The organism is Chamaesiphon sp. GL140_3_metabinner_50 (genome assembly GCF_025361915.1).
Taxonomy (GTDB): Bacteria; Cyanobacteriota; Cyanobacteriia; order Cyanobacteriales; family Chamaesiphonaceae; genus Chamaesiphon.
In genome coordinates, this window is the sequence record NZ_JANYJC010000104.1 from 14729 (window position 1) to 28354 (window position 13626).

General features: G+C 43.5%; 16 protein-coding genes. 11 read left to right on the top strand and 5 right to left on the bottom strand.

The window, feature by feature from the left end; all coding sequences use genetic code 11:
* Positions 1–174: 174 nt before the first annotated feature.
* On the bottom strand, positions 175–969 hold the full coding sequence (locus Q0R35_RS05485) for a TatD family hydrolase (protein WP_295615085.1): 795 nt from the start codon (positions 967–969) through the stop codon (positions 175–177).
* Between the two features lie 36 nt (positions 970–1005).
* Positions 1006–1293, bottom strand: coding sequence for a 30S ribosomal protein S20 (gene rpsT, locus Q0R35_RS05490; RefSeq protein WP_295615086.1), 288 nt, complete (start codon positions 1291–1293; stop codon positions 1006–1008).
* Positions 1294–1791: 498 nt separating this feature from the next.
* On the opposite strand from rpsT, the gene Q0R35_RS05495 reads away from it, so the two are divergent.
* Complete coding sequence (locus tag Q0R35_RS05495; RefSeq protein WP_295615087.1) at positions 1792–2754, top strand: DUF5895 domain-containing protein; 963 nt, start codon at positions 1792–1794, stop codon at positions 2752–2754.
* Positions 2755–2965: 211 nt separating this feature from the next.
* Positions 2966–3382: a Holliday junction resolvase RuvX gene (ruvX, locus tag Q0R35_RS05500; RefSeq protein ID WP_295615088.1), complete on the top strand. Its 417-nt coding sequence runs from the start codon at positions 2966–2968 to the stop codon at positions 3380–3382.
* 14 nt (positions 3383–3396) lie between these two features.
* Here the strand turns inward: ruvX and rsmA are convergent, their stop codons facing one another.
* Positions 3397–4221, bottom strand: coding sequence for a 16S rRNA (adenine(1518)-N(6)/adenine(1519)-N(6))-dimethyltransferase RsmA (rsmA, locus tag Q0R35_RS05505; protein ID WP_295615089.1), 825 nt, complete (start codon positions 4219–4221; stop codon positions 3397–3399).
* A 166-nt stretch (positions 4222–4387) separates the two neighbouring features.
* On the opposite strand from rsmA, the gene cobS reads away from it, so the two are divergent.
* The 3 genes from cobS to tsf all read left to right on the top strand — a co-directional run bounded on the left by cobS (position 4388) and on the right by tsf (position 7354).
* On the top strand, positions 4388–5143 hold the full coding sequence (cobS, locus tag Q0R35_RS05510; protein WP_295615090.1) for an adenosylcobinamide-GDP ribazoletransferase: 756 nt from the start codon (positions 4388–4390) through the stop codon (positions 5141–5143).
* 318 nt (positions 5144–5461) lie between these two features.
* On the top strand, positions 5462–6256 hold the full coding sequence (gene rpsB, locus Q0R35_RS05515; protein WP_295615091.1) for a 30S ribosomal protein S2: 795 nt from the start codon (positions 5462–5464) through the stop codon (positions 6254–6256).
* A gap of 153 nt (positions 6257–6409) precedes the next feature.
* Entirely contained in the window at positions 6410–7354 is a 945-nt protein-coding gene (gene tsf / locus Q0R35_RS05520; RefSeq protein ID WP_295615092.1) for a translation elongation factor Ts, read from the top strand.
* Positions 7355–7517: 163 nt separating this feature from the next.
* On the opposite strand, the gene Q0R35_RS05525 is transcribed toward tsf, so the two are convergent.
* On the bottom strand, positions 7518–8543 hold the full coding sequence (locus tag Q0R35_RS05525; protein WP_295615093.1) for a hypothetical protein: 1026 nt from the start codon (positions 8541–8543) through the stop codon (positions 7518–7520).
* 126 nt (positions 8544–8669) lie between these two features.
* On the bottom strand, positions 8670–8882 hold the full coding sequence (locus tag Q0R35_RS05530) for a DUF6737 family protein (protein ID WP_295615094.1): 213 nt from the start codon (positions 8880–8882) through the stop codon (positions 8670–8672).
* 216 nt (positions 8883–9098) lie between these two features.
* On the opposite strand from Q0R35_RS05530, the gene Q0R35_RS05535 reads away from it, so the two are divergent.
* The 6 genes from Q0R35_RS05535 (at position 9099) to Q0R35_RS05560 (ending at position 13521) form a co-directional block, all read left to right on the top strand.
* Positions 9099–9380 carry a hypothetical protein gene (locus tag Q0R35_RS05535; protein WP_295615095.1) on the top strand — a complete coding sequence of 94 codons (282 nt, stop codon included), beginning with the start codon at positions 9099–9101 and terminating at the stop codon, positions 9378–9380.
* Positions 9381–9604: 224 nt separating this feature from the next.
* On the top strand, positions 9605–9943 hold the full coding sequence (locus Q0R35_RS05540) for a hypothetical protein (protein ID WP_295615096.1): 339 nt from the start codon (positions 9605–9607) through the stop codon (positions 9941–9943).
* 112 nt (positions 9944–10055) lie between these two features.
* Positions 10056–11561, top strand: a complete 1506-nt coding sequence (locus Q0R35_RS05545) for a DEAD/DEAH box helicase family protein (protein WP_295615097.1) — start codon at positions 10056–10058, stop codon at positions 11559–11561.
* Between the two features lie 170 nt (positions 11562–11731).
* Positions 11732–12073 carry a cupin domain-containing protein gene (locus Q0R35_RS05550; RefSeq protein WP_295615098.1) on the top strand — a complete coding sequence of 114 codons (342 nt, stop codon included), beginning with the start codon at positions 11732–11734 and terminating at the stop codon, positions 12071–12073.
* A 62-nt stretch (positions 12074–12135) separates the two neighbouring features.
* Positions 12136–12528 carry a RidA family protein gene (locus Q0R35_RS05555; protein ID WP_295615099.1) on the top strand — a complete coding sequence of 131 codons (393 nt, stop codon included), beginning with the start codon at positions 12136–12138 and terminating at the stop codon, positions 12526–12528.
* Between the two features lie 51 nt (positions 12529–12579).
* Positions 12580–13521 (top strand): glycosyltransferase family 2 protein, encoded by a 942-nt coding sequence (locus Q0R35_RS05560; RefSeq protein WP_295615100.1) that lies wholly within the window; start codon positions 12580–12582, stop codon positions 13519–13521.
* Positions 13522–13626: the final 105 nt, after the last annotated feature.

Genomic DNA, 13626 nt, shown 5'->3' on the forward strand with positions numbered 1-13626 from the left:
CGAGATAATGATGTAGGTAAATCTGCATTGCTCCCTTGCCAGTAGTAACTGCTGCATAGATGTTGAATCTGGTATAGTTAACAAATATCGAGCCGAGCGATTGTCGTTTGTGGCGAAAGCAGATCGCGAACATGTCGGGCGATCTGGTGAATGAAGCTTAAATATATTTAATAATTAGTCAACTGAGGCTAATACTGGTAATCTAAATAATTGACGGGCATTGGCAGTTGTCCGATCGGCTAACGTTTCGATATCTTCGCCCCGTAACTGAGCTAGATAACTGGCAACATGACTGACGAAGGCAGGTTCGTTTCGCTTGCCACGTTTGGGTACGGGAGCTAAAAACGGACAGTCAGTTTCAACCAAGAGTTTATCGATCGGGACGAGTTTAGCTGACGCTTGGATTTGGGTCGCATTCTTGAAAGTAACCACCCCACTGAAGCTGATATAAAAACCTAAGTCCAGAAACCATTGGGTTTCGGCTGGAGTTCCCGACCAACAGTGCATGACACCTCGAATTTGCCCGAATTCCGATTGAAATTCTTGACAAATCTGACGCATCGTGGTAGCAGCATCGCGACAGTGAATGATGACTGGTAAATCCAGCTCATTCGCAATCTGAAGCTGCGAGCGAAAAACTTCGCTCTGTAACTGGTGGTTATCGGCTTTGAAAAAATCCAAACCCATTTCGCCGATCGCGACTACCCGGCTATCGCTGCTTGCCAACTCCCGGATCTGAAGATCGAGATCTGCTTTCCACAAGCTTGCATCCAAAGGATGTAAACCTACCGAAAAGAACAGTTCGGGGAACCGATCTGCTAATTTCTGGGTTTTGGTAAACTCGGCTGGCGTTACGCAAGAGTGTACGAGTTGTACGACTCCGCTCGATCGCCAGCGATCGCGCACTGCATCTAGATCCGCCTCGAAGGCATCGAAGTTGATATGAACGTGAGTGTCAATTAGCTGCATTTAGCACAGATTAATTGGTTGCGGTCGGAGATTGGTCTAGGCAGCTTTAACTGCTAGTGCTTTAGCCAGACGGGCTTTTTTGTTAGCACCATTGTTACTGTGCAGTACACCTTTTTGAACTGCTTTATCGATCTTTTGATATGCTTCGGACATACATTTTTGGACTTCAGCCGAGGATTCGGTTGAAGGTGCCGCAGTATGCTTTTCGACTGCTGTGAAGTATTTCTTCATCAGCGTCCGTACCGCAGACTTATGAGACTTGTTGCGAAGCCGATTCCGCTCGGCGATTTCGACACGTTTGATTGCAGACTTAATATTTGCCACAGTTAGCCCTGGGAAAACTCACGTTTAAAAATTTGACATAATGCCAGACATACTATCCTAGCACAATGCTCTAAGAATTTACAAGGTATTTAGCTAGCGATCGGGTAAATATTTCTCAATTCGCTTCATGTTCGCGCCGACTGCTTTTTTCTAACGTGCCAAAGTTGTCCTGTCCATCTATTCTAGCAACTATTTTTTGGCACTGACAGAATCGGCGCAAGACTACCTCGCCCCAGATGTTCGAGCTATCCATTTGCCGCTCAGTAGTAAGCAAGGTACGCCAAAAAACTGATTTTTTAGATCTTGTGTACTATTTGACAAAATCATGATATACTTGTACTAATGAGAGCGAGCGAGGAAAAACACCTTTAACACCAGATCGCTTAAAACTCAGAGCCTGAGTCAAACTCGTCAGTATGTCGATCGAGATAATTAACAATTTATCGATCTTTATAGTACTACTCCTAGAACTTTTACATTCCTCCCAAAGCCGAATCTATGACTTACTCAAAAACCAGAGCAACTAAAGACAATACTACCCAATACACACCCACAACCGAGAGCGAATTAAGTTCAGATCCTAACGAGCAGATGAGCGAGGCAGAAATTATCCCACCATCCCGACTTGTCACCGAAGAAACCATCGTCGTACCCAGCGCAGCAGCCAAAGATCGATTTGCTTCGCCTGAATATGTCAATCCTAACGCTCGCTTGCCCAGAATTCAAGCATTGCGCGGTGAAAATGGCCCCAGCGACTGTGGTTATTTTATCACCGAATCCGAAATGGCAAAAGCGGGCTGGCAACATGTCGATGAGAGCGAACTAATTATCTACGAATACAATAGCGGCGGTAAAGAGCGCGGATTGTTGATTCAATCGCCCCGGATGTTAGTAGTTCCCCGTTCGCCATTATTCGCCTTCGACAGACAGGTTTCTCGTCAAGAAGAACGCCTGGTAGTTGCCGGACAATATAGCAAGCAATTATATAGCGATCGCGCTCAATATGGTACGGCACAATGCTATGAAATTTTACTACTAGATGAGCAAAATCAACCATTACATGAAATTGGGTTTGCTTATGTAGCCAAAGGTGCCAACCAAGCGAGTTTTAGTTTTCATTGGCAACAACTTGTAAACGAAGTTACCAAATGTCACGCGATCGCCAATTCAATTCCCGCGCGTGCTAAAGACGTTCGCTTTAATAGTCTCTGTGTCTTTCAATTTACTGTCAAACGCGAACTAGCTGGTAATAATGCTAAATCGCCTGCATGTAAAGTTCACAGCCATGTGGCTCCCACCCAAGCTAACTGGGAACAGTTCTTTGTTGGTCGTCAAGATGCAATTGCTGACAGGTTTCTTAACTTGTTAGCACCTACGACCGAGCTTACTTTACCACAGGCAAATGTCTTGAATTTACTCGACAAGCCTGACGATGAGAATCTGGTTAAATTAGCTGCCTAATCGCTAATTTTATCCATTAGACCAACAAATTCAATATAATCTAGATCTAGAGGTATTATAATTAATACCTCTATTTTTTCGAGCGATTGGCGAATATTAAGAAATCGCCGATATTAGCAATCGTAGATAAATCCGATCGCACACAAAGCAGCTAAAAAGTTTTTAAAAATGAGCTAGAATCGAGGCAGTTATTAAAAGAGTTTCCACAGACATGAGAGTCGCAGCATTAGGATTAGATGTCGGGAGCAAGCGCATCGGTGTCGCTGGTTGTGACGGATTGGGGTTAATCGCGACGGGAATTACCACTATTTGGCGAACTTCGTTTCCAGAAGATATCGCCCAGCTAGCCGCCATTATTGCCGAGCGACAAGTAGAGATACTGGTGCTGGGTTTACCCTATACAATGGATGGCAACATCGGATCGCAAGCCAAACAAGTCCAGAAATTTGCGCGGAGAATCGCAACAGTTATCGAGTTACCGATCGAATATATAGACGAACGGTTGACTTCTTACGCTGCCGAAGAAATGATGAAAGCAGCAAAAATATCAGTATCTCAAAATAAAGCAACTATCGATCGAATTGCGGCTGCGGTAATATTACAACAATGGCTCGACGAACGTCGATAGTCAGAACAAAATATTTAGTTAGAGATGTTTCGTTCGGCTACTAAATTGGATAACTGAATCCATTGTTCGATACTCAGATCTTCAGCACGAATTTCAGCACCGATACCTAATGATGCGAGTAGTTCGATTAAGTCTTCTCGATCGATCGCGCTTTGCAGATTATTTCTGAGCATTTTTCTGCGCGTACCAAAGCCCAATCTTACTAAATTATCCAACATTTTCGGATTGTTTGCCTTCAAGTCTAACCGTCTTGGAGTCAGCCTAATTACAGCCGAATCGACTTTCGGCGGCGGCGAAAAATCACGAGCGGGAACGGGACAAATTAATTCGCAGTCGGCTAAATATTGCACCCGAATCGATAATGCGCCGAAGGCTTTAGTACTCGGCTTGGCAAATAATCTTTCGCCGACTTCTTTCTGAACTAATAGTACGATCGAATCAAAAGGTCGATCGGCTGGATGGACGATATTTCCTAGTAATTTTTCTAAAATTGGCCCGGTAATATTATATGGAATATTGGCAACGACTTTATTAGCCTTCTGAAAATTAGGGAAATCATTTAAACTGCCATTGACATCCAAACTTAAAAAGTCATTTTCTAACAACAAAAAATTATCGATATGACCCATTTTTTTGACTAACAGCGCACACAAATCTCGATCGATCTCGACAGCTACCACCGCACTCGCCGCCGCAACTAATTTACGAGTTAAAATTCCAGTACCGGGGCCAATTTCGAGAATGCGATCGGTTGGTAATATTTTTGCCGCAGTAATAATGCGATCGAGTACTCGTTCGTTTCGCAACCAATGTTGTCCGAATTGCTTCTTTGTCTTCATGCTAGGAAATAGGGAATAGGGCTAAAACGATGCTCTGATTTTCTTTGTCACCACATATCGAAATCTTCTCATCGATTTGTACTGGCGATCGGTATTGAATGGTCTAGATCGACTAATATAAAAATTCCTCAAGCATTACTTTTTTAATAGCCCCTATCCTCTACCCGTGTTACTCAACCTCAACTCTCTACTTGCCGCCCTCACCTTTTATACTTGCTTCCCCGTCTCATCTAGACTTCAGCTAGATTTTACCCGGATTGCGCGCTGGGCACCTGTAATTGGGTTGTTGTTAGGGGGAGGATTAGCTCTGATAGATTGGGGCTTAGATTGGCTGCAAATGCCGATCTTAGTCCGATCGAGTCTCACGATCGTCCTCTGGATTTGGTGGACGGGAGGATTGCATCTAGATGGGGCGATGGATGCCGCTGATGGTTTAGCAGTCCAAGATCCAGACAGAAGGTTAATAGTGATGTCTGATAGCGTAACGGGGGCATTTGGGGCAATGGTAGCAGTAGTTATTATCTTACTCAAAACTTGCGCCCTATCCGCGATCGCCACAGATCGATCGTGGGTATTATTACTCGCCGCTGGCTGGAGTCGCTGGGGACAAGTACTCACGATCGCCATCTACCCTTATCTTAAAGCCGAAGGCAAGGGCGCATTTCATCGTAAAGGGATGAACTTACCCAATGACATATTACTGGGGCTATTTTTTTTGCTAGTAGTAACTGGATGCCAAATTTATCTACAACCCCTAAATTGGATGATAATTAGCCTGAGATCGATCGCTAGTTGTGGCATTGCCGTTCTAGTCGGATATTATTTTCACCGTCGCTTAGGCGGACATACTGGCGATACCTACGGAGCAGTCGTGGAATGGACTGAGACATTTATTCTTTGTCTGTGTACTATCCCGGTTTGATTTTGGATTTTGGATTGAGCGTTTACATCCCTCCCCGTCCCCCCTACCCTGCATACACAAGTCGGATAGACTTCGTTTCGAGAGCCAAATCTCCCAACCCCCTTTAAAAGGGGGATTTAGGGGGATTCTCACCAATTTCGCTTCTAACCAGAGATGTGTATACACAGTAGCCCTCTCCCATCTCCCATCTCCTAAGAACGAGCAATTTACGCTATACTTAAAAGGTTGTCTAAAAATTCGCACATTCAGGGATTCGGGTGTTTCATATCGAAATACAGCCTGGATGGAGGATAAACCCGATTAGGAGTAAAGAATCTTATGCCAGTAGTAACCTTGGCGCAAATGATGGAGTCTGGCGTTCACTTCGGACACCAAACCAGACGTTGGAACCCTAAAATGGCTCCATACATCTTCACTGCGCGCAATGGCGTACATATTATCGACTTGGTGCAAACTGCCCAGTTGATGGAAGAAGCCTATGTTTATATGCGGACAGCCGCAGAACAAGGTAAACGGTTTCTATTTGTCGGTACCAAACGTCAAGCAGCAGGCATTATCGCTCAAGAAGCGAGTCGCTGTGGTGCAGCATATATCAACCAACGGTGGTTGGGGGGAATGCTCACCAACTGGACGACAATTAAAACTCGCGTCGAACGCTTGAAAGATCTCGAACGTCGCGAAGCCAGCGGCGCGCTAGATTTATTACCCAAAAAAGAAGCTTCCGTACTACGACGGGAAATGGCGAAACTCCAGAAATATCTGGGTGGAATCAAGAAGATGCGGAAGGTACCCGATATCGTAATTGTCGTCGATCAACGACGGGAATATAACGCGATGTTAGAATGCCAAAAGCTGAACATTCCGATCGTATCGCTACTCGATACCAACTGCGACCCCGACTTGGTTGATGTAGCCATCCCCGCCAACGACGACGCAATTCGTTCCGTTAAGCTAATCCTCGGCAAACTCGCCGATGCGATTTATGAAGGTTATCACGGTCAGCTCGAAGGTGCCGATCTCGATCCTTACGACGGCTACGAAGATGTCGAAGACGACTACGATGAAGAAGGCGAATTAGTCGAAGCTGAGGGCGAAGAAAGCAGCGAAGGCTAAAATTAGGGGATAGGATTAGGGTTGTTATCACAATTATTTATTTGATTGTGAGGTTGGGGGAAAGGGCTAAATGCGTGTCATTTGCCCTTTCCCCCTTACCCTTTACTCCCTTACCCCTCTACCAAAAACCATCTCGAACACAGATAAAGGAAAATGGCTGAAATAACTGCAAAGATGGTGCAAGAACTACGGAGAAAGACCGACGCACCAATGATGGAATGCAAAAAGGCACTCACCGAAACAGGTGGGGATCTCGACGCAGCAGCAGACTGGTTGCGGAAATCCGGAGCAATTAAGGCTGAGAAAAAAGGAGATCGGATTACGGCTGAAGGCTTGGTGGAAAATTTCACTCAGGCTGATGGTAAAGCTGGCGTACTCATCGAACTCAACTGTCAGACTGACTTTGTGGCGCGGAATGATGATTTTAAAGCTCTAGCACAAAGTTTGACCAAACAGGCGATTACGGCTGATAGCGTTGCAGCATTACTGGCACAACCTTATGCTGCCGATCCTAATGTTACTGTAGATGCGGCTCTCAAACTAGCGATTGCTAGAATTGGCGAAAATTTAAATGTTCGTCGCTTGGCTAACTATAAAATTGCCGCAGGTACCGAAGGTGCTGTCGATTGCTACATCCACACTGGCGGACGAGTTGGTGTATTGATAGAACTCGACTGTGCGTCTGCAAAAGTGGCAGAGAGCGACGATTTCAAAGCTTTAGCACGGAACTTGGCAATGCAAGTTGCAGCTTGTCCCAACGTTGAGTATATCAATGTCGGTGAAATTCCTGAAGCGATCGCCAGCAAGGAAAAAGAAATCGAAATGGGACGCGATGATATTGCCAACAAACCCGACAATATTAAAGAAAAGATCGTTCAAGGACGCATCGACAAACGCCTTAAAGAAATGACCTTAGTAGATCAACCCTACATTAAGGATCAGAATATCAGTGTCACCGAACTAATCGGCCAAACTGCCAAACAATTAGGCGAAGAGATTACAGTCAGTCGCTTTACTCGCTTTATTCTCGGTGAAGGTATCGAGAAAGTAGAGTCTGACTTTGCTGCTGAAGTTGCCGCTCAAATGGGCAAAATGTAATTTTCAGGTAGAACAAATATCAAGGATAGGTCTAAATTTAGATCTATCCTTTTTTGTGGATTAAAGGTTAAGTTAGAGCATCATTAGTGGGGGAGGGCGGGTTTGAAATAAGTCTCTAGTACGAGCGTTATCGATGGCATAAACCCGCCCCTACAGATCTTGATTAAATTAAGAGTTCGGATAGTTGCTTTAAATTACAATCGATATTATTGAATACCGGGATATCTGTAAATTCTGATAACTCTCGTAAAAATAGTGGCGAACTAGAACAGACACCAGAAATTGCGTCGGGAACTAGCCCAAATTCGGTCTTGAGGACGTTCAATCCCCCGATTGCACCAAAAGTATCATGGGCGGCAAATATCAGCTTGTGAATGCGCGATCGCACGTCTGGCGATTTTAATAATAGTGCTGTTTCTCGTTGTAGAATTCCATCTGCTAATTCGACGCACCAATAATTTTTAGGATTATTAGCATATTTAAGATCGAGATCGTTAAATATTTTTACTACTTCTTTTTCTTCTAATAGATAAGTAGATGGAAATCCAAAATGAGTAAAATCATTAACGATCGAAGCCCCGGCATCTTGCATGTGTAAAATATCTTTCAGGCTAGCTGTACCCGTCACTTTCGATGCTCTGACATCATATCCCATCGTCGTCAATGCCCAGCAACAAGCCGTTGCACTAGTACTTTTGCCAGCATTCATACTAGTGCCTACAAATAAAATTAACTTAGATCGATCTTCTTTTTTTTCTGTTTTTTTAGGCTTAATTAATGGATAGTTGCGAGTATTTAATACTTCACCATTTAAATCGCAGATATAACCCAACACCTTAACTTGAGTAGGTTCTTTGACTGATGAGTTTTTAACCTGGACGTTACCAATAATACCCGATCGAGCTAATAGATCTACCTTCATTTCCATCGTTTTGGGAATCGTCCCTTCGTAAAAATCAGGTGCGTAGCGATTGCCAAATACAAAGATTGCTGTCGAGCCTTCATTGAGCCGATGAATTCTACCTAACTTATTTTCTAGTTCGGCATGTTGACCGAGCCGAATAATTTTTCCATAGACAACATCGCCATTTTCTGGTCGTTTGTCTAGAAAATTATAATGTTTAATTTGTTTCCTACTAATCGTGAATGCAGCACTAGGGAGAATATACCAGTCGGGAATCTTGTGCATCTAATTCGATGGAGAAAAATCTGTACTATTTTCTCGCGACTCGATCGATTTCCGTTGTGACGTTTTATGCAATCTATGATAACTTTTCTAAAGCCTGGTGTTTATATTGCTCTGAGCCTGGAGTGGTTAAGACCGATCTAAATCTTGTGCTGCTAATATACGCGGTACGATAATCAAAAAATAAGTCCACCACAGCATAATTAATATGGCAACTGGTAGAGTTAACCATAGAGTATGAAACGATAGCCAACTACCCGCAATGATAATTATGCCAGTTAGAATAATCGTCCACGGCTGACACCACCAGGGTTTAGATTGCCAAAGATCGGGCTGTTGCATAGTTTGAGGTTAATTTATAAGCGATGTTTAGTCTGAGCGAATCTACAATCTAACCGATAAATACTTACCCTGAGCTAATTAGATAACTTCAAGGTAGCCGATGTACAGATTGCCGTCCTCAAAAATACGTGTTTACACTGAACTGTAAAGTATAAATCAGAGTTAATATTTTAGTAGGATTAGTTACGAAGATTAAATATTTTCGATAGATTTTTTATGTCTGGTGCTGCGATCGCCATTTCTCTATTGTTGTGTCTAGGATTATTTCTCTGGATGCAACGCCGCACTCTATCTATGGGTGGGCAAAATCTTCGAGATAACCGGAAAATTCGACCCCAACACCCGCAGTTAGAGCGAAAATTAGTGAAATTATTGGGTGGCAATCAAAAGGCTGCCAACCGTCTTGTGGAGCAATCTCAGCTCAGACACCCAGATAAGTCAGCAGATTGGCATTGGGAAAAAGCAATCTACGATCTAGAGCGCGATCGATGGCGATAGTGAATGGTAAATAGGGAATAGTAGATAGTAAATCAAATTCTTATCTAACGCAAGTTGCTAGTTATAACCACGGTTAAAAATTTGGGTATTAGGTATTAGGTATTAGGTATTAGCGATGGGATAAAAGCTAAAACATAACAGCTAAAACCTAATACTCATCTCACTAATAACCCACAACTAGCAACTTGAGTTATCTACAAATACCACACTATCGACTACAAAATATGGAATTATTACCTGGAATCGTTGCTTATTTTATCAGTGGATACTTGTGCTGTGTGAGTAGAGTATTTATCTGGACTATTGCCGCTCATTGGACGAAGATCTGGGTTGCTGATGCGAGTCAAGCAGATAGCCAAATTTTATCGCTAACAGTTGTGATTACCTTATTCTTAGTATTTGGAATTGCGGTATTTTTATGGTCGCTTGCCAATCATGTTAACTATAAGTTTACCGAAAAAGGTTTTCTAGCAAATGCATCGGCGGGACTAGCGATCGCTCTTGCCATTGCCCAGAATGATATGCTAACTGAAATGGCTAAAAGCATGACATATGCTAGTTAGATTAGTTAAACGATTCTTCCTGGGAGACGCTACTTGTGATAAGCGTAGTCAAATTACGCGATCGACAGTGGTTGCGTTAGGATAAGGTGTGCTTAAATCTGACTAAATTCCTATGGCAAGAGTGCCAACGCTCACATACGATCGCGGAACATTACTGCTACACCCACCACCACGCAGTAAAGGCTGGATGGCATATGCAACGTGGGACGATCGCGTTGAGAAGTTTCGGATTCAGGGGATTGACTATCGCGCAGTCGTTGAAGCACTCCAGCAAGAAAATACCGATTTTGTCGATAAAGCTAAGGCTTTTGCCGAGCTGAAATTAGATTCTCAACTCAGTCTCGAACCCTATCCCCATCAGGCAGCCGCTCTACTAGCGTGGAAACAGGCTGGGAGGCAGGGTGTTATTGTGTTACCGACTGGAGCGGGTAAAACTCTGGTGGCGCAGCTTGCGATGGCGGCTACCCCTCGCAGCACGTTGATCCTGGTACCGACGATCGATCTCATGCATCAGTGGTACGCGCAGTTACTAACAGTTTTTCCCGGTACGGAAATTGGCTTACTCGGTGGCGGTTCGCGAGATCGATCGCCAATTTTGATTTCGACGTATGATAGTGCGGCGATTCAGATCGAGTCTTTGGGAGATTTATATGGGTTATTGATTTGTGATGAGTGCCATCATTTACCGACGGATTTTTATCGGGTTGTTGCTGAATATTCGATCGCACCTTATCGACTGGGTTTGAGTGCTACGCCCGAACGTAGCGATGGCAGGCATCAAGATTTAGCAATTTTACTCGGTAAAGAAGTCTATCGTCAAACCCCCGCAGATTTGGCAGGTTCGGCTCTAGCTCCTTATCGAGTCGAACAGATTAAAGTTAAATTAAGTACTGAAGAACTCAGTCGCTATCACGAACTAATTGCCGAGCGCGATCGATTTTTGCGCAGTCAAAAAATCTCATTTGGCAGTATCGATGGTTGGCAAAAGTTTATCCGCGCCAGTTGTCGATCGACTGAAGGTAGACGGGCGATGCTAGCCCATCGGGAGGCTAAAGAAATTACGTTATCGACTAATGGTAAGTTACGGATTTTAGCAGAAATTCTCGATCGACACTATCCCGAATCTACGCTAATTTTTACTAGCGATAATGCCACTGTTTATCGGATCGCTCAAAGCTTATTGATTCCGGCAATTACCCACCATACTCCAGTTAAAGAACGCCATCAAATTTTAACCCACTTCCGCGAAGGTACCTATAAAATATTAGTTGCATCGCAAGTATTAAATGAAGGTGTCGATGTTCCTGCTGCGAGTATCGCCGTAATTTTATCTGGTACTGCTTCGCCACGGGAATATATTCAACGCTTGGGGCGAATTTTACGAAAGGGGAAAGCAGATAAACAGGCAGTTTTATATGAGGTGATTAGTGAAGGGACGAGTGAGGAACGTGTTTCTGCTAGACGACGCGGTGATATGCCTCAAGAGGATAAACCAGAAACAGGAAAAGTAATTCAGCTACCAATTAGATATGGCGAATCTGTAGAGCGATCTTTAAAAGTTGCTGAAGTAGATGCTCCGCCTGCAACTACCGATTGTGATGGCGATTTAAAGTATTAATTACAATCTAACACAAAATATGAGTATAATTATTTAGTCGATTCTAAGTTTGCCAGACTGGTAAGCTAATACCCATCACCGCTCTAAGTATATAAAAACATAGAGCAAGAAAGAAGATCGCCTATTTACCAAGGTAGGATCGATCTACCGTACATAATTTTGATAACATAATGGAAATTGTAGACGTTTTAAATACAGAACATTATCCTTGGGGTAATGGTTGTGACGGCTGGCATCTTTTGAAAAAACACAATCTTAGCGTTATTACAGAGCGAGTTCCCGCAGGTGAAAGCGAACGCGCTCATTTTCACATTTTATCGAGACAATTTTTTTACATTCTTACTGGCGAAGCGACGATTGAAGTCGATGGTAAAAGTAAAGTTTTGCACGCCCATCAAGGAATTGAGATTCCGCCAAATACGATCCATCAATTTCGGAATGATTCAGATCGAGAGGCAATTTTTTTAGTAATTTCGGTGCCCAAATCTCATGGAGATCGGATCGAAGTCTAATCGCTAGTAAAAAATGCAAGTTCGGGTTAAAGTTAAACGATCTTAGTTTTTTATTCTCACTCATGACCAAACAAGTAATTCAAACTGCTCTGGCACCTGCACCCGTTGGCCCTTACAATCAAGCAATTATCGCCACTGGTAGAATGTTGTTTGTATCGGGACAAATTGCGATCGATCCAACGACTAACCAGTTAGTTCATGAAGGAGATGTTGCCAAGCAAACCGAGCGAGTTATGGCAAATTTAGCGGCAATTTTAACAGAAGCTGGTGCGACTTTTGACAATATTGTGAAGACGGGCGTATTTCTCAAAGATATGAATGATTTTGCTACAATGAATGGAGTGTATGCCCATTATTTTGATGAAGCAACCGCACCAGCGCGTGCGTGTGTGGAAGTCGCCCGATTACCAAAAGATGTTTTAGTCGAGATCGATTGTATTGCAGTAATTAATTAATTCGGCTTTAGGCTTTAGGATTCAGGCTATGTTAAATATCTCACTCGCTCGATGCCTAAATATTCTCTAGTCATTCCGGTGTATAATGAACAGAGCAACATTCCGGCTTTGTATCGGCGGGTGAGTGCGGTCATGGATGGATTGGACGATCGTGCGGAATTAATCCTCATCGATGATGGCAGTCACGATCGCACCCTCGAATTATTACGAGCTTTACACGATCGAGACGAGCGAGTGGTATATTTGAGTCTGGCGCGAAATTTTGGTCATCAAATTGCTGTAACGGCTGGCTTAAATTACGTCCGAGGTGATGTAATTATCGTCTTAGATGGCGATCTTCAAGATCCGCCAGAATTAATTCCCGATTTGTTGGCATTATGGCGACAAGGCTATCATGTCGTCTATGCCCAACGCACCGCTAGAGCGCGAGAAGGCTGGTTTAAGCGGCTCTGTGCCTATACTTTTTATCGCGTCCTCAAACAGCTTGCCAATGTAGAAATTCCCACGGATACTGGCGATTTTTGCTTGATGGATCGAGTGGTAGTAGATTTACTCAATCAAATGCCCGAACGCAATCGTTATTTACGTGGGTTGAGAGCGTGGGTAGGTTTTCGGCAAATTGCCTTTAAATTCGATCGCGATTCGCGCTATGCCGGATCGGTAAAATATACATTTGCTAAAAGTCTAGGACTGGCAATTAATGGCTTAGTCTCTTTTTCGAGCGTCCCCTTGCGACTGTCTACCTATTTGGGCTTATTCTCAGCAGTTTTGGCGATCGTCATGGCACTACTTGTATTATACTGGCGAGTTTTTACTAACTCTACCCTAACTGGTTTTGCAACGATCGCGATCGCTATTTTCTTTCTAGGCGCAGTGCAATTAATCAGTATCGGCATTCTCGGCGAATATATCGGCAGAATCTACGAAGAAGTCAAACATCGTCCTCTTTATACTCTCTCGGAAGTGGGACGGAAATTAGGGGATAGGGAATAGGAGATAGGGAATAGGTTTTGGTACTTCTTACTCCTTACTTCTTACTCTCCCATCACAATGCGCCATTCATGTAGTTGGTAGGTAATGCAGTGGTTTTGAACCAGA